This window comes from Microbacterium sp. NPDC060132 (genome assembly GCF_042729675.1).
Taxonomy (GTDB): domain Bacteria; phylum Actinomycetota; class Actinomycetes; order Actinomycetales; family Microbacteriaceae; genus Microbacterium; species Microbacterium sufflavum.
In genome coordinates, this window is the sequence record NZ_JBHWXU010000001.1 from 3,256,876 (window position 1) to 3,277,432 (window position 20,557).

The 20,557-nt window shown below is 70.1% G+C and carries 21 protein-coding genes and 2 tRNA genes; 5 read left to right on the forward strand and 18 right to left on the reverse strand.

Translation table 11 applies throughout. The features are described from left to right. Positions 1–64: 64 nt before the first annotated feature. Positions 65–1,243, reverse strand: coding sequence for a glycine C-acetyltransferase (locus tag ACFWCH_RS15765; protein ID WP_136035433.1), 1,179 nt, complete (start codon positions 1,241–1,243; stop codon positions 65–67). Then, positions 1,243–2,286 (reverse strand): L-threonine 3-dehydrogenase, encoded by a 1,044-nt coding sequence (tdh, locus tag ACFWCH_RS15770; RefSeq protein ID WP_136030898.1) that lies wholly within the window; start codon positions 2,284–2,286, stop codon positions 1,243–1,245. The genes ACFWCH_RS15765 and tdh overlap by 1 nt, the downstream gene beginning before the upstream one ends. Before the next feature lie 82 nt (positions 2,287–2,368). Here tdh and ACFWCH_RS15775 point away from each other — a divergent pair, with 82 nt between their 5' ends. Genes ACFWCH_RS15775 through ACFWCH_RS15785 form a run of 3 tightly spaced genes read left to right on the forward strand, consistent with a single transcriptional unit; the run spans position 2,369 to position 5,885 of the window. Further along, entirely contained in the window at positions 2,369–3,307 is a 939-nt protein-coding gene (locus tag ACFWCH_RS15775) for a LysR family transcriptional regulator (RefSeq protein WP_378803789.1), read from the forward strand. 9 nt (positions 3,308–3,316) lie between these two features. Next, complete coding sequence (locus ACFWCH_RS15780) at positions 3,317–5,368, forward strand: M3 family metallopeptidase (RefSeq protein ID WP_378803790.1); 2,052 nt, start codon at positions 3,317–3,319, stop codon at positions 5,366–5,368. Between the two features lie 19 nt (positions 5,369–5,387). Beyond that, positions 5,388–5,885: a GyrI-like domain-containing protein gene (locus ACFWCH_RS15785; protein ID WP_247638936.1), complete on the forward strand. Its 498-nt coding sequence runs from the start codon at positions 5,388–5,390 to the stop codon at positions 5,883–5,885. Between the two features lie 52 nt (positions 5,886–5,937). Here ACFWCH_RS15785 and ACFWCH_RS15790 read toward each other — a convergent pair whose 3' ends face one another. From ACFWCH_RS15790 to ACFWCH_RS15840, 11 genes are all read right to left on the reverse strand, one after another. Further along, a complete protein-coding gene (locus ACFWCH_RS15790; protein WP_247638935.1) occupies positions 5,938–6,474 on the reverse strand; it encodes an NUDIX hydrolase in 537 nt (178 codons plus the stop codon). Then, a complete protein-coding gene (gene clpX / locus ACFWCH_RS15795) occupies positions 6,471–7,739 on the reverse strand; it encodes an ATP-dependent Clp protease ATP-binding subunit ClpX (protein ID WP_136030889.1) in 1,269 nt (422 codons plus the stop codon). Before clpX ends, ACFWCH_RS15790 begins: the two co-directional genes overlap by 4 nt. Positions 7,740–7,896: 157 nt before the next feature. Next, positions 7,897–8,748 (reverse strand): aldehyde dehydrogenase, encoded by an 852-nt coding sequence (locus tag ACFWCH_RS15800; protein WP_136030887.1) that lies wholly within the window; start codon positions 8,746–8,748, stop codon positions 7,897–7,899. Further along, positions 8,745–10,187, reverse strand: a complete 1,443-nt coding sequence (locus tag ACFWCH_RS15805) for an aldehyde dehydrogenase family protein (protein WP_136030886.1) — start codon at positions 10,185–10,187, stop codon at positions 8,745–8,747. Before ACFWCH_RS15805 ends, ACFWCH_RS15800 begins: the two co-directional genes overlap by 4 nt. Before the next feature lie 13 nt (positions 10,188–10,200). After that, positions 10,201–11,169 carry a deoxyribose-phosphate aldolase gene (deoC, locus tag ACFWCH_RS15810; protein WP_372490611.1) on the reverse strand — a complete coding sequence of 323 codons (969 nt, stop codon included), beginning with the start codon at positions 11,167–11,169 and terminating at the stop codon, positions 10,201–10,203. Positions 11,170–11,198: 29 nt separating this feature from the next. Next, entirely contained in the window at positions 11,199–12,134 is a 936-nt protein-coding gene (locus ACFWCH_RS15815; protein ID WP_136030884.1) for a sugar-binding transcriptional regulator, read from the reverse strand. Positions 12,135–12,285: 151 nt separating this feature from the next. Beyond that, positions 12,286–12,927, reverse strand: coding sequence for an ATP-dependent Clp protease proteolytic subunit (locus ACFWCH_RS15820; protein WP_025105017.1), 642 nt, complete (start codon positions 12,925–12,927; stop codon positions 12,286–12,288). 17 nt (positions 12,928–12,944) lie between these two features. Then, positions 12,945–13,532, reverse strand: a complete 588-nt coding sequence (locus ACFWCH_RS15825) for an ATP-dependent Clp protease proteolytic subunit (protein ID WP_136030882.1) — start codon at positions 13,530–13,532, stop codon at positions 12,945–12,947. Positions 13,533–13,613: 81 nt separating this feature from the next. Continuing rightward, positions 13,614–14,108: a tetratricopeptide repeat protein gene (locus ACFWCH_RS15830; RefSeq protein ID WP_247638934.1), complete on the reverse strand. Its 495-nt coding sequence runs from the start codon at positions 14,106–14,108 to the stop codon at positions 13,614–13,616. 70 nt (positions 14,109–14,178) lie between these two features. Then, positions 14,179–15,654 carry a trigger factor gene (gene tig, locus ACFWCH_RS15835; protein ID WP_378803791.1) on the reverse strand — a complete coding sequence of 492 codons (1,476 nt, stop codon included), beginning with the start codon at positions 15,652–15,654 and terminating at the stop codon, positions 14,179–14,181. 59 nt (positions 15,655–15,713) lie between these two features. Continuing rightward, positions 15,714–15,787: transfer RNA gene (locus ACFWCH_RS15840), tRNA-Pro, on the reverse strand. A 94-nt stretch (positions 15,788–15,881) separates the two neighbouring features. Between ACFWCH_RS15840 and ACFWCH_RS15845 the strand changes: the two genes are divergently transcribed. Beyond that, positions 15,882–15,952: transfer RNA gene (locus tag ACFWCH_RS15845), tRNA-Gly, on the forward strand. 23 nt (positions 15,953–15,975) lie between these two features. Here ACFWCH_RS15845 and ACFWCH_RS15850 read toward each other — a convergent pair. Then, on the reverse strand, positions 15,976–16,452 hold the full coding sequence (locus tag ACFWCH_RS15850; RefSeq protein ID WP_136030876.1) for a GNAT family N-acetyltransferase: 477 nt from the start codon (positions 16,450–16,452) through the stop codon (positions 15,976–15,978). A gap of 104 nt (positions 16,453–16,556) precedes the next feature. Here ACFWCH_RS15850 and ACFWCH_RS15855 point away from each other — a divergent pair, with 104 nt between their 5' ends. Then, positions 16,557–17,801, forward strand: coding sequence for a hypothetical protein (locus ACFWCH_RS15855; RefSeq protein ID WP_378803792.1), 1,245 nt, complete (start codon positions 16,557–16,559; stop codon positions 17,799–17,801). 76 nt (positions 17,802–17,877) lie between these two features. Here the strand turns inward: ACFWCH_RS15855 and ACFWCH_RS15860 are convergent, their stop codons facing one another. From ACFWCH_RS15860 to ACFWCH_RS15875, 4 genes are all read right to left on the reverse strand, one after another. Then, entirely contained in the window at positions 17,878–18,231 is a 354-nt protein-coding gene (locus tag ACFWCH_RS15860) for an RNA polymerase-binding protein RbpA (protein WP_136028839.1), read from the reverse strand. Then, on the reverse strand, positions 18,231–18,479 hold the full coding sequence (secG, locus tag ACFWCH_RS15865; protein ID WP_101845144.1) for a preprotein translocase subunit SecG: 249 nt from the start codon (positions 18,477–18,479) through the stop codon (positions 18,231–18,233). Before secG ends, ACFWCH_RS15860 begins: the two co-directional genes overlap by 1 nt. Before the next feature lie 81 nt (positions 18,480–18,560). Continuing rightward, on the reverse strand, positions 18,561–19,352 hold the full coding sequence (gene tpiA, locus ACFWCH_RS15870) for a triose-phosphate isomerase (protein ID WP_136028837.1): 792 nt from the start codon (positions 19,350–19,352) through the stop codon (positions 18,561–18,563). Next, positions 19,343–20,557: a phosphoglycerate kinase gene (locus ACFWCH_RS15875; RefSeq protein ID WP_136028835.1), complete on the reverse strand. Its 1,215-nt coding sequence runs from the start codon at positions 20,555–20,557 to the stop codon at positions 19,343–19,345. The genes tpiA and ACFWCH_RS15875 overlap by 10 nt, the downstream gene beginning before the upstream one ends.

Genomic DNA, 20,557 nt, shown 5'->3' on the forward strand with positions numbered 1-20,557 from the left:
AATGCAAAGATACCCTTGCAAACGATTCTTTGCAAGAGTTTCTTTGCATCCGGATCCGCTCCCGTCAGCCCACCGCGTCACGCGCCGCCACGAACGCGGCGACGCACTCCTCCACCTGCTCCGGCGTGTGTGCGGCGGACAGCTGCACGCGGATGCGCGCGAGCCCGCGCGGGACGACGGGGAAGCTGAACGCGGTCACGTAGATGCCCCGCTCCTGCATGGCCTGGGCGATCCGCGCCGTCTTCGCCGCATCGCCGAACATCACCGGGACGATCGGGTGCTCCCCCGGCAGCAGCTCGAACCCCTCCTCGGTCATCCGGCGCCGGAACAGCGCCGCGTTCTCGCGCAGTCGCGCCCGCAGCTCGGCGGATCCCTCGACGAGGTCGAGCGCCGTCAGGGTTCCCGCCACGATCGCGGGGGCCAGCGTGTTCGAGAACAGGTAGGGGCGCGACCGCTGTCGCAGCAGTGCCACGATGTCGGCGTGGGAGGCCACGTACCCGCCCGAGGCGCCGCCGAGCGCCTTGCCGAACGTGCCGGTGTAGATGTCGACGCGGTCCGACACCCCGCACAGCTCCGGAGTGCCGCGGCCGTGCTCGCCCACGAACCCGACGGCGTGGGAATCGTCCACGAACACCAGCGCGTCGTAGCGCTCGGCCAGGTCGCAGATCTCGGCCAGCGGCGCGATGTAGCCGTCCATCGAGAACACGCCGTCGGTCACGACCACCCGGAACCGGGCATCGGCCGCCGCCCGCAGCTGCTCCTCCAGGTCGGCCATGTCGCGGTTGCGGTAGCGCAGGCGACGCGCCTTGGAGAGTCGGATCCCGTCGATGATCGACGCGTGGTTGAGCTCGTCCGAGATGATCGCGTCCTCCGCCGAGAAGAGCGTCTCGAACACCCCGCCGTTCGCGTCGAAGCACGACGAGTAGAGGATCGCGTCGTCCGTCCCGAGGAAGTCCGCCAGGCGCCGCTCCAGCTCCAGATGCTGCTCCTGGGTGCCGCAGATGAAGCGGACGCTCGCGAGCCCGTATCCCCACTCCTGCAGCGCGGCGGTGGCCGACGCGAGGATCCGGGGGTCGTCCGCGAGGCCGAGGTAGTTGTTGGCGCAGAAGTTCAGCACGGGCGTCCCGTCGGCCGTGATCTCCGCGCTCTGCGGTCCGCGGATGCCGCGCTCGCGCTTGGTGAGCCCGGCCTCCTCGATCCCGGCGAGCTCCGCCGCCACATGAGTCTTGAAGTCTCCGTACATCACAGCTCCGTCCAGTCGAGGATGATCTTGCCCGTTCCCGCCGATTCCGCGGCCGCGAAGCCGCGCTCCCACTCGCGCGCCGGCACGACGTCGGCGATCACGCGGCCGATCGCCTCGCGCAGCGCGGCGCTGGTCTGCAGCATCGCGCCCATGGCGTTCCACGTCTCGAACATCTCGCGGCCGTAGATGCCCTTGATCGTGAGCATGTGCGTGACGAGCTTGCCCCAGTCGATCTCGAAGCCGGCGCTCGGCAGCCCGAGCATCGCGATCCGTCCGCCGTGGTTCATGTTGTCGATCATGGCCGGGAGGGCCGACGCCGCGCCGCTCATCTCGAAGCCGATGTCGAAGCCCTCGCGCATGCCGAGCACGCGCTGGGCGTCGCGCACGTCGCGCTGCGACACGTCGACCACCTCGTCCGCGCCCATGCGCCGCGCCATCTCCAACCGCGGTGCGCTCACATCGGTCGCGGCGATGAAACGCGCACCGGCGTGCCGCGCCACCGCGATCGCCATGAGGCCGATCGGGCCGCACCCGGTCACCAGCACGTCCTCACCGACCAGCGGATACGTCAGGGCCGTGTGCACGGCGTTGCCGAGGGGGTCGAAGACGGCCCCGAGTTCCGGGGTCACGTCGGCGTGGTGCACCCAGACGTTCGCGGCAGGCAGCGACAGGTACTCCGCGAACGCCCCGTCGCGCTGCAGCCCGAGACCGATCGTGCGGATGCACATCTGCCGGCGCCCCGCGCGACAGTTCCGGCAGGTGCCGCACACGATGTGCCCCTCTCCGGAGACGCGGTCCCCGACGACGATGTCGTGCACCAGGGGCCCGACCTCCACGACCTCCCCGTAGAACTCGTGTCCGGGGATGAGCGGGGTCGAGATGGCGGAGGCCGCCCAGTCGTCCCAGCGGTGGATGTGCAGGTCGGTGCCGCAGATACCCGTCCGCAGCACGCGGATGACCACGTCTCCCGGTCCGGCCGTCGGTTCGGGGCGGTCGACGAGGGTGAGTCCGGCGCCCGGCTCCTCCTTGAACAAAGCCTTCATGTCTTCGATCTCAGCGCATCCATCGCTGTAGAACAATCGGCAGATCCTGCATCGTCCCTGTAGTTCTGGCTAAACTATCGCGATGGAGCTCCACCAGTTGCAGATCCTCCGCGAGCTCGGCGCCCTCGGGAGTGTGACCGCGGTCGCCGAGGCCCTGCGCGTCACGCCGTCCGCGGTGTCGCAGCAGCTCGCCGCCCTCCAGCGGGCGTTCCCCACACCGCTCACCCGTCGCGAGGGACGCTCGCTCGTGCTTACTGCGGCCGGAGAGGTCCTGGCCGCGGCGGGCACCGAGGCGATCGACGCGATGGCCGCCGCGAGGCACGCCCTCGACGACTTCGAGGAGGCGGCGACGGGCGTGGTGAGCCTCAGCGGCTTCCACAGCGTCGGGCAGGCGCTGTTCGGGCCGCTGCTGCGTGAGCTGTCCGCGCTGGATGCCGCGCCCACCGTGCAGCTCACCGACGAAGACGTCGCCCAGAGCGAGTTCCCCGCCCTCACCTCCCGGTACGACCTGGTGCTCGCGCATCGCATGGAGCACTCCGATCCGTGGCCCACGGCGGGTGTGCGCAGTGTCACGCTTGTGCGCGAGCCGCTCGACGTGGCGGTCGCCGCCGATCATCCCCTCGCCACGCGGTCGAGCCTGAAGCCCGCCGACGTCGCGGCAGAGCGCTGGGTGACCAGCCGCACCGGCTACTCCCCCGACGACGTGCTGCGCGCCGTGTCGGCCGTCGCGGGGCGCCCGGTCGACGTGCTCCACCGCATCAACGACTACGGCGCCGTGTCCGCCGTCGTCGCCGCGGGCGGGGTGCTCGGCATGCTGCCGCGCTTCACGTCGCGCAGCGTCGACGACCGTGACATCGTGCGCATCCCGCTGCGTGGCGTGAGCACGCACCGCATGATCGACGTCCTGGCGCGGCCGGAGAACCTGCGCCGGCGGTCCGTCCGCGTGGTCGTCGACGCGCTGCGCGCCGTGATGATCGGACTGCGCACCGAGGCCGACGATGCGCACGGCACGGGTCGTTAGGCTCGGGGAATGACCGACGCCACGAACCCGCTCCTCCAGCCGTCGTCCCTTCCCTTCGGACTGCCGGACTACCGGGCGATCCGCGCCGAGCACTACCTCCCGGCGTTCCAGGCCGGGTTCGCGGCGCAGCTCGCCGAGGTCGCGAACATCACGCGGGTGCGATCGATGCCCACGTTCGAGAACACGATCGAGGCGCTCGAGCGGTCCGGGGAGCTGCTCGACCGCGTGGCGCACACGTTCTACACGGTCAGCTCGGCCGACGCGACACCGGAGATCCAGGAGATCGACGAGCAGCTCGCGCCGCTCATGGCCGCCCACCAGGACGCGATCACCCTCGACGCGGCGCTCTTCTGGCGCGTCGAACGCGTGCACGAGCAGCGCGACGCTCTGTCCCTCGACCCCGAGCAGCGCTACCTCGTGGAGCGGTACCACCGCGAGATGACGCACGCGGGCGCGGGCCTCGACGACGCGGCCAAGGCGGAGCTCACGACCCTCAACCAGCGCCTGTCCGTCCTCACCAACACCTTCGAGCGCAACCTGCTGAGCGACACGAACGACCTCGCCGTGGTGTTCGACTCCGCGGCCGAACTCGACGGCCTCAGCCAGGGCGAGCTCTCCGCGGCCGCCCGCGCCGCCGCCGACCGCGGGCTCGACGGCCGGTACCTCCTCACCCTGCCGCTGTTCACCGGCCATCCCGCCCTGGCCCGCCTCCGCGTCCGGGAGTCCCGGCGGCGCGTCCTGGCCGCGTCGCGCGCCCGGGGCTCGCGCGACAACGCGAACGACAACCGTCCGGTCCTGCGCGAGATCGTGCGTCTGCGGGCCGAGCGCGCCGCGCTTCTCGGGCACCCCTCGCACGCCGCATACGTCACAGCCGACGAGACGGCGGGCTCTCCCGAGGCGGTCGAACGGATGCTGCGCCGGCTGGCTGCTCCGTCGGCCCGCAACGCGCGCGCCGAGCGCGCGGCGCTCCAGGCGCTGGTCGACGAGTCGGAGCCCGCTCCCTTCCCGGTCGAGGCGCACGACTGGGCGTTCTACACCGAGAAGGTGCGTACGGCCCGCTACGACATCGACATGGCTGCGCTGCGCCCCTGGTTCGAGGCGGAGCGCGTGCTGCAGGACGGCGTGTTCTTCGCGGCGACCCGGCTGTACGGAGTCACCTTCCGCGAGCGCGACGACCTGGTCGCCTACCACCCCGGGGCCCGGGTGTTCGAGGTGCGTAACGCCGACGGTTCCCCGCTCGGCCTCTACGTGCTCGACCTCTACACCCGCGACTCCAAGCGCGGCGGCGCCTGGATGAACGCGATCGTCAGCCAGTCACGACTCCGCGGCAGCGCGCCCGTCGTGGTCAACAACCTCAACGTCCCCCAGCCCGGAGAGGGAGAGCCCACGCTGCTGACGCTCGATGAGGTGACGACGCTGTTCCACGAGTTCGGGCACGCCCTGCACGGTCTGTTCGCGACGGTGACGTACCCCCATTTCGCCGGCACCAACGTGTTCCGCGACGTCGTCGAGTTCCCGAGTCAGGTCAACGAGATGTGGATCCTCTGGCCCGAGGTCCTGGACAACTACGCCCGCCACCACGAGACGGGAGAGCCGCTCGACCCCGCGATCGTCGACCGCCTCCGGGCGACCGAGACCTTCGATCAGGGACACGCGACGAGCGAGTATCTGGCCGCCGCCTGGCTCGACCAGGCCTGGCATCGGCTCTCCGTCGACGACGACGTGGACGACGTCGCGGCGTTCGAGGCCGCGGCACTGGCAGACATCGGGCTCGACGACCCCGCCGTGCCGACGCGGTATTCGTCGACGTACTTCGCGCACGTGTTCTCCGGCGGTTACAGCGCGGGGTACTACTCGTACATCTGGAGCGAGGTGCTCGACGCCGACACGGTCGAGTGGTTCCGGGAGAACGGGGGCCTCACCCGCGAGAACGGCGACCGCTTCCGGGAGCGTCTGCTCGGGGTCGGCGGGTCGAAGGACCCCCTGGAGGCGTATCGCGACTTCCGCGGCCGCGACGCCGAGATCGCGCCCCTCCTGAAGCGCCGTGGACTCGACGGCTGACCCGTGGCACCCTGAGCACATGAACGCCTTCTCCGACGCCCCGTTCGGCCCTGCCGACCGGCTCGACCTCGACCCCGTCCCGCTCGCGGTCATCCGCCACGAGGCGCTCCGTCTCGCCGATCTCCGTGACGCCTTCGACTCCGGGTATCGTGCCATCGGCGACGCGTTCGCCGCCGGCACGCTGCTTCCCGCCGGTCCGGCACTGGCGATCTACCACGGCGACCCGATGGGCGTGTTCGATCTCGAGCTCGGGTTCCCCGTGCAGGCCTCGCCGTCCGACCCCCTCGCCACCGGTGACGGCACCGCCATCGTCGCATCCACGCTTCCGTCCGGATCCGCGGTGGCGACCACCGTCCTCGGCTCCTACGACGGTCTCGGGGCCGGATGGGCGGCTCTGGTCGCACGGGCGGCGGAGGCGGGCCTCCATCCGCGCGGCGTCTGGATCGAGGTGTACGTCTCCGACCCGGACACGGCGCCGGAGGACCTGCGCACCGACCTCATCATGCCGGTCGGTTGACCGCGGTCCGCGGTCGCGCGCGGCGTCGCGTTCCGCCCGTCGCCGCGACCCGTCAGGACCGCAGTAGCTCCTGCGCCTTGTACCAGGTGAGCAGGTGGTAGCTCTGCGTGAGCCGGGTGCCGGCCTCGTCGAGCGGGACCCGCTGCAGCGCGATCATCTCGGTGTCGTCGAGCGACGGCTCCCCCACACGGGTGCAGCCGAGAGCCAGGTAGTGGTGCACACGGTTGGTGTGACTGCCGAAGTTGGCCCAGGTTGCTCCGAGTTCGTGGAGTTCCGTCGCCTCATGGCCGGTCTCCTCACGCAGTTCGCGGACGGCCGCCGCGCGGGGCTCCTCCCCGCTCTCGGCAGCGCCCCCGACTGTCCCGAGGGCGACCACGCCCGCGCCGTGCCGATACTCCTCAGCGAGGATGGCGCATCCCTCGGTGTCCACGGCGAGCACGGAGACCCAGTCGCCGTACTCCAGCACGTAATAGGGGGCGATCCGGCGTCGCTGGGCATCGACGCAGTCGTCCGCACGCAGATGGATCCATCGGTCGGCGATAACGGTCTCCCGCGCGACCGTGCGCCACGGTTGCGGCGTCGCGGTCACGCGCTCTTGCGCTTGCGCTCCATCACCACGGTGGGCGGGGCGCCCTCGTCGACCGCGGCGCGCGTGATGATGACCTTCGCGACGTCGTCGGCGGACGGGATCTCGAACATGACGGGGCCGAGCACGTCCTCGAGGATCGCGCGGAGCCCGCGGGCACCGGTCTTGCGCTCCACCGCGAGGTCGGCGATCGAGCGCAGCGCCTCCTCCTCGAACTCCAGCTGCACGCCGTCGAGCTCGAACATGCGCTGATACTGCTTCACGAGCGCGTTGCGCGGGCCGGTGAGGATGTCGATCAGCGCGGCCTGGTCGAGCGGCGACACGTTGGTCACGACCGGCAGACGCCCGATGAACTCGGGGATGAGCCCGAACTTGTGGAGGTCTTCCGGCAGCACCTCGCTGAACAGGTCGAGGTCCTTGCCCTTGTCGTGGAGCGGGGCGCCGAAGCCGACGCCGTGCTTGCCGACGCGCGCCGACACGATGTCCTCCAGCCCGGCGAAGGCGCCGGCCACGATGAACAGCACGTTCGACGTGTCGATCTGCAGGAACTCCTGGTGGGGGTGCTTGCGGCCGCCCTGCGGCGGGACCGACGCGACCGTTCCCTCGATGATCTTCAGGAGTGCCTGCTGCACGCCCTCGCCCGACACGTCGCGGGTGATCGAGGGGTTCTCGGCCTTGCGGGCGATCTTGTCGACCTCGTCGATGTAGATGATGCCCTGCTCGGCGCGCTTCACGTCGTAGTCGGCGGCCTGGATGAGCTTGAGGAGGATGTTCTCCACGTCTTCACCCACATAGCCCGCCTCGGTGAGCGCGGTGGCGTCGGCGACGGCGAACGGCACGTTGAGGCGCTTGGCGAGCGTCTGTGCCAGGTAGGTCTTGCCGCAGCCGGTCGGCCCGATGAGCAGGATGTTGCTCTTGGCGATCTCGACCTCTTCGGCCTTCTGCTCCGCGGGCTGCAGAGTGCCGTGCGCACGGACCCTCTTGTAGTGGTTGTAGACGGCGACGGCGAGGGCGCGCTTCGCGGGCTCCTGGCCGACCACGTACTCCTCGAGGAACGAGAAGATCTCCCGCGGCTTGGGCAGTTCGAACTCGGCGACGCCCTCGGCGGACGACTCCGCCATGCGCTCCTCGATGATCTCGTTGCACAGCTCGACGCACTCGTCGCAGATGTACACGCCGGGACCCGCGATGAGCTGCTGCACCTGCTTCTGGCTCTTTCCGCAGAAAGAACACTTGAACAGGTCAGCGCTTTCACCGATGCGGGCCATGCGCGTCCTCCTATGGGGGATCAGAGATCGTCCTTCGAGCCTAACCGCTGCATGCGACACCGGGCCGCATTGGCGCGGACTCGCTTCCGCGCGGCCCCGGCATCGAGAAGGGCCCCGCCCGCGGGATGCGCGACGGGGCCCCTCCTGCGGTCCGAGCTCAGACCATGCTCTTGGTGTGCCAGACGGTCTTCACCTCGGTGAACGCGGCGATCCGCTCGGGCGAGGCGACGACCTCGCCCGGAGCGACCACGCGCTTCAGGGTCTCCGCGGCGGCGATCTGCAGGTCGACCCAGTCGAGCGCTCCCGCGCCGGACAGGTCGAGCGCGTTGACGTCCTGGTGCGCGGCGAGCCAGGGCGCCATCTCCGCGGGCGACCCCGTCAGCACGTTCACGACGCCGCCGGGGAGGTCGCTCGTGGCCAGCACCTCCGCGAGGCTGATCGCCGACAGCGGGTGCTGCTCGCTCGCGATCACGACGACCGTGTTGCCCGCGACCAGCGCGGGCGCCACGACCGAGACCAGCCCGAGCAGCGCCGAGTCCTGCGGCGCGACGATCGCGACCACGCCGGTCGGCTCCGGCACGGAGATGTTGAAGTACGGGCCGGACACGGGGTTCGCGTTGCCCGCCACCTGGGCGTACTTGTCGCACCAGCCCGCGTACCAGACCCACAGGTCGATCGCCTCGTCCACCTGCGCGGTGGCCGCCGAGGACGACACGCCCTCCTGCGCCACGATCTCGTCGATGAACTGCGCGCGGCGCCCCTCCAGCACCTCCGCGACGCGGTACAGCACCTGGCCGCGGTTGTACGCGGTCGCCCCCGACCATCCCTTCACGGCCGCGCGCGCCGCGGTGACCGCGTCGCGGGCGTCCTTGCGCGAGGCCTTGGCGGCGTTCGCGAGGAAGCCGCCCTTGCGCGACACCACCTCGTACGTGCGACCCGACTCGCTGCGGGGGAAGGCCCCGCCGATCGCGAGCTTGTAGGTCTTCGGAACGCTCAGTCGCTTGCTCATGCTGCGGCTCCCTTGAGGTACGCGGTGAGCCCCTGGCGGCCGCCCTCGCGGCCGTATCCGGACTCCTTGTAGCCGCCGAACGGGCTCGACGGGTCGAAACGGTTGAACGTGTTGGCCCACACCACACCGGCGCGCAGCCGGTCGGCGACGGCGAGGATGCGCGAGCCCTTGTCGGACCAGATCCCCGCGGAGAGCCCGTACGGCGTGTTGTTCGCCTTCGCGATCGCCTCGGCGGGCGTCCGGAAGGTCAGCACGGACAGCACGGGCCCGAACACCTCGTCGCGCGCGATGCGGTGCGCGGCCTCGACACCGGTGAAGATCGTCGGCGCGAACCAGAAGCCCTGGTCGGGGATGGCGCAGTCGGCGGTCCAGCGCTCGGCACCCTCCGCCTCGCCGATGTCGCTCAGCTCGCGGATCCGCGCCAGCTGGGCGGCGGAGTTGATCGCGCCGATGTCGGTGTTCTTGTCGAGCGGGTCGCCGAGGCGCAGCGTCGACAGCCGGGCCTTGAGCCGGTCGACGACCTCGTCGTGGATGGACTCCTGCACCAGCAGGCGGCTGCCGGCGCAGCACACGTGGCCCTGGTTGAAGAAGATGCCGTTGACGATGCCCTCGACGGCCTGGTCGATCGGGGCGTCGTCGAACACGATGTTCGCCGCCTTGCCGCCCAGCTCCAGCGTCAGCTTCTTGTTCGTCCCAGCGACCGCGCGAGCGATGTCGCGACCCACGCCGGTGGAACCCGTGAAGGCGACCTTGTCCACGTCGGGGTGGCGCACGAGCGCGGCCCCGGTCTGCCCGGCACCCGTGACGATGTTCACGACGCCCGCGGGCAGGTCGGCCTGCTGCAGGATCTCCGCGAACAGCAGGGCCGTGAGCGGCGTGGTCTCGGCCGGCTTCAGCACGACCGTGTTGCCGGCGGCGAGAGCGGGCGCGAGCTTCCACGCGAGCATGAGCAGCGGGAAGTTCCAGGGGATGACCTGTCCGGCGACGCCGAGCGACCGCGGGTTCGCGCCGAGCCCGGCGTAGTCGAGCTTGTCCGCCCAGCCCGCGTAGTAGAAGAACCAGGAGGCGACGAGGGGAACGTCCACGTCGCGGCTCTCCTTGATGGGCTTGCCGTTGTCGAGGCTCTCGGCGACCGCGAGCTCGCGCGCGCGCTCCTGCACCAGGCGCGCGATGCGGAACAGGTACTTGCCGCGGTCGCGGCCGCTCATCCTCGACCACGTCTTGTCGTAGGCGCGGCGGGCGGCGGCGACCGCACGGTCGATGTCCTCCTCGCTCGCGGACGCGATCTCGGCGATGCGCTTCTCGCTCGACGGGGAGATGGTCGTGAAGGGGGTGCCCGAGCCGTCGACGAACTCGCCGTCGATGAACAGGCCGTAGCTGTCCCGGAGGTTCAGGATCGCGGTGGACTCCGGTGCCGGAGCGTATTCCAGAAATGACATGGTCGTCTTCCCGTCAGTCGATGGTGACGTAGTCGGGGCCCGAGTAGTGGCCGGAGCGGAGCTTCTGTCGCTGCAGGAGCACATCGTTGAGGAGGCTGGAGGCGCCGAAGCGGAACAGGTGCGGCTGCAGCCACTCCTCCCCCACGGTCTCCGCCACGGTGACGAGGTACTTGACCGCGTCCTTCGAGGAGCGGATGCCACCGGCCGGCTTCACGCCGATCCGCTCGCCCGTGCCGCGGTACCAGTCGCGCACGGTCTCCAGCATGAGCAGCGTGGTGGGCAGCGTGGCCGCGGGCTGCACCTTGCCGGTCGACGTCTTGATGAAGTCGCCGCCCGCCAGGATCCCGAGCCACGACGCGCGCTTGATGTTGTCGTACGTGTTCAGCTCACCGGTCTCCAGGATCACCTTGAGCGAGGCGTAGGAGCCGTCCTCGCGGCGGCAGGCCTCCTTGACCTGGGCGATCTGGTCGAACACCAGGCCGTACCGGCCGGAGAGGAAGGCACCGCGGTCGATCACCATGTCGATCTCGTCGGCGCCCGCCGCGACCGCCTCGGCGGTGTCGGCCAGCTTGATCGCGAGCGACGACCGGCCGCTGGGGAACGCCGTGGCGACCGCGGCGACCGAGATGAGGCCGTCGTCCGGGTCGCCGTGCACGGAGCCCAGCGCCTCGACCGCGCCGCCGACCATGTCGCCGTAGACGCACACCGCGGCCACGCGCGGCGTGGAGGGGTCGGCGGCGTCGGGGGTCTTCGCCTTGGCGACGAGCGAGCGCACCTTGCCGGGGGTGTCGGCACCTTCGAGCGTCGTGAGGTCGATCAGACGGATGATGGTGTCGAGCGCCCAGGCCTTCGAGGTCGTCTTGATCGAGCGGGTGCCGAGACCGGCCGCCCGCTGCTCCAGCCCGACCGCGTCGACGCCCGGGAGTCCGTGCAGGAAGCGGCGCAGCGTGGCGTCGTCCGGCTCTCCGCCGAGGACGTCCACCGCCGCCCTGCGGCTGAGTTCTGTGGTGGTCACTGTTCCTCCAACAATGCTCGTGCTGTGGTCTCGTCGGTGACCAGCACGCTGCACAGGCCGCTGGTCACCACCGTTCGTGCGATGTCGTGCTTCGCGGGTCCCGCGGTCACGAAGACCGCGCGGTCGGCGCCGCGCAGCCGGTCGAGCGAGACGCCCACGGTGCGGGCGTCGAGCTGCGGGTCGACGATGTTCCCCTCCGCGTCGACGTAGCGGCCGAGCACGTCGCCGACGGCTCCGCGGCGTGCGAGCTCCTCCACGTCGTCCGCGCGGAGGTAGCCGTTCTCGACGTGCGCCGACGACGCGTCGCAGGGACCGGCGGTGAACAGGAATGCCTGCGCCTCCGCGGCCTCCTCGAGCACGGCCGCGACGGTGCGGTCGCCCTCGATGGCCCGCTTGGTCTCGACGTGCTCCAAAATCGCGGGACTCGGCAGCAGTGAGACCTGGCCGGACGCGCGCTGCGCGATCGTGACGGCCAGTCCTGCCGCGCCTCCGGAGCGGCGGTTGAGGCTGACCCCGCCGTTGAGCTGCACGACGGTGACGCCGTTGGCCCAGCCGTCGGGGAGCGCCTCGGCGACGGCGCGGAGGGTCTTGCCCCAGCTCACGCCGAGCGTGCGGGGTACCGGACGCATCGCGGTCAGGAAGTCGGCGGCCGCCTGGGCCACCCGCTCGAGCGTGCCGTCGTCGCCCTCCGGAGCGGGCACGACCACCGCGTCCTTGAGCCCGAAGCGCTCGACGAGCTCTCTCTCGAGCCCGAGGCGACGTGCACGGGGGTGCACGATCTCGATGCGCACGATCCCTCTCTCCCGGGCCTGGGTGAGCAGCCGCCCGACCTTCCAGCGGGAGATCTTGAGGAGGCCGCCGATCTCGTCCTGCGTCTTGTCCTCGTCGTAGTACAGCTCCGCCACGCGCACCATGAGCAGGTCTTCTTCCACGGCATCCTCCTTCCCTGTCCAGGGTAGGCCCGATTCAGCGTTCGCGCACGCTTCTGCTCATATGCGCACCCGATCCCCGTCCCGACGCACATCCGCCGGGCACGCGAAAGGGCGCCCGTCTCTCGACGGACGCCCTCTCGAACGGCGGGGCTTACGCGCGCTTGCGCGACGTGAGCACCTGGTCGACGATGCCGTACTCCAGCGCCTCGTTGGCGGAGAGGATCTTGTCGCGATCGATGTCGCGGTTCACCTGCTCCACGGGCTTGCCGGTGTGACGCGCCATGGTCTCCTCGAGCCAGGTGCGCATCCGGAGGATCTCGGCGGCCTGGATCTCGATGTCCGACGCCTGACCGTGACCGGCCTCGCCCATCGCCGGCTGGTGCATGAGCACGCGGGCGTTCGGCAGGGCCAGACGCTTGCCCGGCGCACCCGCGGCGAGCAGCACCGACGCGGCCGACGCCGCCTGGCCCAGCACCACGGTCTGGATCTGCGGCGCGACGTACTGCATCGTGTCGTAGATCGCGGTCATGGCCGTGAACGAGCCACCGGGCGAGTTGATGTACATCGTGATGTCGCGCTCGGAGTCCTGGCTCTCCAGAACGAGCAGCTGCGCCATCACGTCGTCAGCGGACGCGTCGTCGACCTGCACGCCGAGGAAGATCACGCGATCCTCGAACAGCTTGTTGTACGGGTCCTGGCGCTTGAAGCCGTAGGCCGTGCGCTCCTCGAACTGCGGGAGCACGTAGCGGCTGGACGGCAGGTTTCCGGCGGACTGGAACGTGGGTGTGTACATGGTGTCCTCTCGCATCCTCACTCGGCGCCCGTGCCGCCGCCGCCGGTGACATCACTGGCGTGCTCGCGGATGTGGTCGACGAAGCCGTACTCGAGGGCCTCCTCCGCCGTGAACCAGCGGTCGCGGTCTCCGTCGGCGTTGATCTGCTCGACCGGCTTGCCGGTCTGACCCGCCGTGATCTCCGCGAGACGCTTCTTCATCGACAGGATGAGCTGCGCCTGGGTCTGGATGTCGCTCGCCGTGCCGCCGAAGCCGCCGTGCGGCTGGTGCAGCAGCACACGCGCGTTGGGCGTGATGTAGCGCTTGCCCTTGGTGCCGCTGGTCAGCAGCAGCTGACCCATCGAAGCGGCCATGCCGATGCCGACCGTGACGATGTCGTTCGGCACGAACTGCATCGTGTCGTAGATCGCCATGCCTGCGGTGATCGAGCCGCCGGGCGAGTTGATGTAGAGGTAGATGTCCTTCTCGGAGTCTTCGGCGGCGAGAAGGAGGATCTTCGCGCAGATCTCGTTGGCGTTCTCGTCTCGCACCTCCGAGCCGAGCCAGATGATGCGGTCCTTCAGCAACCTGTCGAAGACGCTTGTCGCGACGAGGGGTTCAGCCATGTCAGCTCCTGCTTCCGTGTTTCAGTGATTCGAATCTACCGGCGTCAACGCAGCACTCAGGTCGTGTTCGCCGTCGGCATATCAGGTGTCGCGCTCGGCCATCTCCTGCGCGTACGCGGTCATCGAACGGTGATAGCGCGGCAGGTGCGGAACCAGCGCCAGCAGCGCCACCGAGAGCCCCTGATGCGGGCGTCCGGCACTCGCGAGGATCAGCGCATGCACCACGGCGACCGCGTCGCGGTACGGGCCGTCGGCGGAGGCCTCCTCCTCGGCGCGGATCACCGCCAGCGCCTCGTCGTACTCCCCCAGGTTGCGCAGCGAGCTCGCCAGCTGGATCACGCACTGCGGGCGATGCTCCTCATCGAGCCCGAGAGCCAGCGCCCGGCGATACAGCTCGACCGCCTCGGCCGGGCGCCCTGCGGAGTCCCTGGCGCCCGCCCGCTCGAACTCCGCCCGCGCGTCGTCCGGGCCGCGCTCGGCGGCCAGGGCGTCGATCCGTGCGATCGTATCGTCGCCGACCTCGTCACCGGTCGCCTCGGCCCACACCTGCTCGACCCGGTCGTCCCACGCGCTCATGCATCCTCCTCGTCGATGCGAAAGAAGAGGGCGGATGCCGCAGCATCCGCCCTCTTCACCGTTCGTGCGATCACTCGCCCTTGTCGGCAGCCTTCTTGGCCGGAGCCTTCTTGGCGGCCGGCTTCTTGGCGGCGGGCTTCTCCTCCGCGTCGGCGTCCTTCTGGGCCGGAGCCTTCTTGGCCGGAGCCTTCTTGGCGGGAGCCTTCTTGGCGGCAGGCTTCTCCTCCGCGGGCGTCTCCTCGGCGGCCTCGTCCTGAGCGGCCTCGTCGTCGGTCACCACGAAGTCGGACAGATCGACGGGCTTGCCGTTGGTGTCGACGACCTTGACCTTGCCCAGCGCGATCGCGAGCGCCTTGTTGCGGGCGACCTCACCGACGAGGGCGGGCAGCTGGTTGGACGACTGCAGCGCCTCGACGAACTCCTGCGGAGCCATGCCGTACTGCGCGGCGGACTGGATGAGGTACTGCGAGAGCTCCTCCTGCGAGACCTGCACGTCGGCCTGCTCGGCGATCGTGTCGAGCAGCACCTGCGTGCGGAACTGCTTCTCGCTCGCCTCGGTGACCTCGGCGCGGTGCACGTCGTCTTCCAGGCGACCCTCGCCCTCGAGGTGGTTGTGCACCTCGTCCTCGATGAGCTGCGGCGGAACCGGGATGTCGATCTGCTCGAGCAGCGTCTCGACGAGCTTGTCGCGGGCGGCAGAACCCTGCGTGAACACGCCCTGCTGCGCGACGCGCTCGGCCAGGCTCGCGCGGAGCTCGGCGATCGTGTCGAACTCGCTGGCGATCTGCGCGAACTCGTCGTCGGCCTCGGGCAGCTCGCGCTCCTTGACGGCCTTGACGGTGACGGAGACCTCCGCCTCCTTGCCGGCGTGGTCTCCGCCGACCAGGGCGGAGCGGAACGTGGTCTCCTCGCCGGCGGTGAGCGACTCCACCGCGTCGTCGATGCCCTCCAGCAGCTCACCGGAGCCGATCTCGTACGAGACGCCCTCGGCGCGGTCGATCTCGGCGCCGTCGATCGTCGCGACCAGGTCGAGCTCGACGAAGTCGCCCTTCGCGGCCGGACGGTCCACGGGGATCAGCGTGCCGAAGCGCGCGCGCATGTTGTCGAGCTCGGCGTCGAGCGCGGCCTCGTCGGCCTCGACGGCGTCGACGGTCAGCGTGACACCCGCGTAGTCGGGGAGCTCGATCTCGGGACGGACATCGACCTCGATGTCGACGAGCAGGTCGCCCGAGAAGTCCTTCTCGTTCGGCCACTGCGTGATCTCGGCGGCCGGGCGGCCGACGATGCGCAGCTTGTGCTCGGTCGTCGCCTCACGGAAGAACTTGTCGAGGCCCTCGTTGACCGCGTGCTCGATGACCGCGCCGCGGCCGATGCGCTGGTCGATGATCGGCGCGGGGACCTTGCCCTTGCGGAAGCCGGGGATCTGCACGTCCTGGGCGATGTGCTCGTAGGCGTGAGCGATGCTGGGCTTGAGGTCTTCCGGGGTGACCGTGATGCTGAGCTTGACCCGGGTCGGGGTCAGCTTCTCGACGGTGCTGTTCGCCATGCTGGTGTGTTCTCCTTGTGGTTTCCGCGCGGACGCGGCTGAAAAGTCGAGGATCTGAGTCGGGGCGACAGGAGTTGAACCTGCGACCTCCCGCTCCCAAAGCGGGCGCTCTACCAAGCTGAGCTACGCCCCGGGGAATCCGCACGCAGATTCAGCCCCACCGAGTCTAACGGACCGGAGCATGCCCGACCGTCCGCTATGATCGTGGGAGTCCGGACTCCGGTTCCGGGGGTGTAGCTCAATGGTAGAGTCTCAGTCTTCCAAACTGATTGCGCGGGTTCGATTCCCGTCACCCCCTCTCCCACGGCAGAGCGTCAGCGCTCAGAGCCGTTTCCGCATCTGCTGCGTCACGACCGCGTAACCCGCCGCGTCGTACATGCGGATCGCCGCCGCGTTGCCGCCGAACACGTTGAGCTCCAGCGCCTCGGCACCGGCATCGCGCGCCGCGCTCTCCACCGCGGCGAGCAACGCCCTGCCCAGGCCCTCTCCTCGGCGATCCCGCACGACCTCGATGTCATAGAGGAACGCGACGCCGGGCGCCCCTCGCGGGTGGTCGAGCCCCACCCAGGCGCGACCGATCGGACGTCCGTCCTCGTCGAGCCCTCGCAGCACGAGCATGCGCGACGTCGCTGGTCCCTTCGGAAGCATCCGCGCATTCTCCGCCCGCGCGCGATCGACGGCGCCATCCCGCTCCCACCGGCCGGCAGCGACCTGCTCCGCCGCATACTCGCGGGCGATCGCCCCCATCCATTCCTCGAACTCGTCGGTCGTCATCCGTCGGACGCTCACCTGTGCCATCGACTCATCCTGTCACCGGCCGGTCGCGGGACGCAGCGCCGGTCCAATACGCTGACAGCAGATCTCCGCAGCCCGACCGGAAGGCATCAGCGAATGGGCACGTCGTGACGGACCCCGGCGCCCCGAGCGCCGCACCCGCCGGCCCCCCGGGAGGAGCGGGCCATCGGCTTCCGCCGCGGTTCGCGAGCGCGCCCTCCGCTCCCCTGCTCGCCCCGCTCACCCGCCGCCGCCGACGCCGGCCGCGGGGCCCCGTCGTCGCCGGCGTGATCGGCGCGGTCGCCGTGGTCGCGGCCCTCGCGATCACCCAGGTGTCGGCAGCGCTCGGTTTCGATGACGCATCGGCGCGCGTCGAAACAGCCGCGCGCGCCGTGGACGCTCAGCGTTCGGAGGTCGATCACCGGTACGCCGCTCTGCTGGAGTCCACGGACGCCGGTCACGTGATCCTCGACACCGGCAGTCCGACTCTCCCGGTGCCGGAGGAATCCTGGTCGGCCCTCACCGCCGCGGTCGCGGACGGCGAGGGGATCGGAGCGGCCGTGGAGGACGCCGTGGCGGCCGATCGACCGCCCGCACGCGACAAACCGGCCTGGTTCTGGGAGCTCTTCGGCACCACCGCCCAGTTGGAGGACGACGAACGGGCGCTCGTTGAGCTCGACGCGAACCTTGAGCGGGCGTCGGCGGACGCCTCGCGCGGACGGGACGCCGTGGCCGAGAGCGGACTGGCCGTGCTCGCGACGGCAGGGCAGGCGGCGACCGCGTTCGAGGCGGCGCACGTGTCGGCTCGCAACGATGCCGTGATCGCCCTGCGCGACGCCGCGGCCGACGTCGCCGCCGTGACGACCATCGACGACACCGCGGTCGCGGCCTACGTCGCGCTGCAGGATGCGGCGGCCCAGGTCGTCGCCACCGAGGCGGCGGAGTTGAGCGAGAAAGACGGCCCCCTCCGCGGCGCACGCCTCGAGATCGAGGCGTTCGCCCGGTCGCTGGCCCCCGGAGTGCTCCTGGAGTTCGACTGGGCCGCGACCGTCAACGGCGCGGGCGCCAACGGCAGCATGGGCGGCTACACCACGTGGTGGTGGGACGAGCCGGGTCGCGCCGTCATCCAGCTGTCGGACTCGGTCGCCCAGCAGTGGCCCGCCGATCGGAGCAAGGCGCTCGTCGCGCACGAGGTGGGACATGCCATCAGCGTCAAGTGCCAGGGCATGTACGACTCCTCCACGCAGGACAGCATCGAGAAGTGGGCGACGGCCTGGGCGATCAGCATGGGCTTCACCGACGACGCGAACGGCGTCTGGGCCTACGGCTACCCACCGCAGAACTACATCGACGCGGCCGCCGGCTGCCGCTGACGGAAACAGAGAACCGCCACGGATGATCCGTGGCGGTTCTCAGTTCGACTCGGCGTCTGTCCGACTCAGCGGGAGGTCACTGCCCCCGGCGCTCACGCAGCTGCGTCAGCGCGTCTTCGAGGAGCTGTACGGCCTCCTCGTCGGTGCGACGCTCCTTCACATACGCGAGGTGCGTCTTGTAGGGCTCCGTCTTGGCGACGGCGGGAGGGTTCTCCTTGTCGCGCCCCGCGGGAAGGCCCGACTGCGGGTGGTCGATGATCTCGGGGATCTCCTCCTCGGGCAGACCGGCCGCGAAGTAGCGGACCGTCTCATTGCCGAGGCCGTCCCAGTACGTGACGGCGATGCGGTCGGCGTGGTAGCCGTGGTCCTGCTCGCCCATCGGGCCGGAGCCCACCCGGGTACCGCGGATCGCGTTTCCACCGGTAGCCATCAGATCACCTCGAACTTCGTGATGAGGCCCAGCGCGACGATGGCGACGAACCACGTGAGCGCCAGGACGACGGTGAAGCGGTTGAGGTTCCGCTCCGCGAGACCGGAGGAACCCACCGCGGTGGTCATGCCTCCGCCGAACATGTCGGACAGGCCGCCACCGCGACCCTTGTGCAGGAGGATGAGGAGAGTCAGCAGCACGCTGGTGATACCCAGCACGACCTGCAGGACGAACTCGAGAATTGCCACGAGAAAGAGCCTTTCGCTGGGGCCGGAGCGCCCCCGTAACGGTCAAGTATACGGTGCAGCGGGGCCGCAGCCCCGCCGCACTCACACGCCGACGTGCTTCTCGAAACGGATGATCGCGGCGAACTCGTCGACGACGAGGCTCGCCCCGCCGACCAGGGCGCCGTCCACATCGGGCTCCCGCATGAAGCTGGCGATGTTCGCCGCCTTCACCGATCCGCCGTAGAGGATGCGCGTACGCGCCGCCGCCTCGTCGCCCAGGACCTTCGCGATCACCCCGCGCAGCGCGGCGCACACGTCCTGCGCCTGCTGCGGGGTCGCGGCCTGACCGGAACCGATCGCCCACACGGGCTCGTACGCGACGACGATGTCCGCCGACGGCGAGACGCCCTGCAGCGCCGCCTCCAGCTGACCGGCCGGAACCGCGCTCGCCCCGAACTTCTCCAGGTCCTCCGCGGTCTCGCCCACGCAGATCACCGGCACCAGGCCGTGCTTCAGCGAGGCCTTCACCTTGGCGGCGACGACTTCGTCGGTCTCGTCGTGGTACTCGCGACGCTCGGAGTGACCGATGATGACGTAGGTCGCGTCGAGCTTTGACAGGAACGCGCCGGAGATCTCGCCGGTGTACGCGCCCGAGTCGTGCGCCGACACATCCTGCGCACCGAAGGCGAACGGGATCTTGTCGGCGTCGATCAGCGTCTGCACGCTGCGGATGTCGGTGAAGGGCGGGAACACCGCGACCTCCACCGAGCCGTCCTCGTGCTTCGCATCCTTCAACGTCCAGTGCAGCTTCTGCACGAACGCGACCGCCTGCAGGTGGTCGAGGTTCATCTTCCAGTTGCCCGCGATCAGCGGGGTACGGGAGCTCACGCCCATCCGAGGACCTCCAGCCCAGGTAGTTTCTTGCCCTCGAGGAACTCGAGGCTCGCTCCGCCTCCGGTCGAGATGTGACCGAAGCGGTCGTCGGCGAAGCCGAGCTGGCGCACGGCAGCCGCCGAGTCGCCGCCGCCGACCACGCTGAGGCCGTCGACCTCGGTCAACGCCTGCGCCACGGCCTTGGTGCCCGCCGCGAAAGCCGGGAACTCGAACACGCCCATCGGCCCGTTCCAGAACACCGTCTTGGATCCGCGGATCACCTCGGCGAAACGGGCCGCCGTCTCCGGACCGATGTCCAGGCCGATGCCCGACGCTCCGAACGCGGTCTCCTCGATCGCGTCCGCGGCCGCCACCTCGTGCGCCGCGTCCGCCGAGAAGGACGCCGCAACGACCACATCGGTCGGGAGCACCAGTTCGACGCCGCGCTCCTGCGCCTCCGCGATGTAGCCGCGCACCGTGTCGAGCTGATCTTCCTCGAGGAGGCTCGACGCCACCGGGTGGCCCTGCGCCTTGAGGAAGGTGAACAGCATGCCGCCGCCGACCAGGATGCGGTCGACACGCGGCAGCAGGTGCGAGATCACGCCGAGCTTGTCGCTCACCTTGGAGCCGCCGAGCACGACCGCGTACGGCCGCTCCGGGTTCTCGGTGAGGCGGTCGAGCACGTCGAGCTCAGCCGCGATCAGCAGGCCCGCCGCCGAGGGCAGACGCTTCGCGAGCTCGTACACGCTCGCCTGCTTGCGGTGCACCACGCCGAAGCCGTCCGAGACCAGCACGTCTCCCAGCTCGGCGAGCTGACCGGCGAACGCCTCGCGCTCCGCCTCGTCCTTCGACGTCTCCCCCGGGTTGAACCGGAGGTTCTCGATCACCACGACCCCGCCGTCCTCCAGGGAGGCGACCGCGTCCTTCGCGGATTCCCCGACGGTGTCGCGCGCGAACGCGACGGGAGCGCCGAGGAGCTCGGACAGACGCTGAGCCACGGGCTCCAGGCTGTACTGCGGGTCGGGGGCACCGTCGGGGCGGCCGAGGTGCGAGCAGACGATCACGCGGGCGCCCGCGTTGATCAGCGTGTTCAGGGTCGGCAACGAGGCCCGAACGCGGCCATCGTCCGTGATGACCCCGTCCCGCAGGGGGACATTGAGATCACAACGGACGATGACGCGCTTGCCCTCGAGCGACCCCAGGGAGTCCAGGGTGCGCAGAGTCAT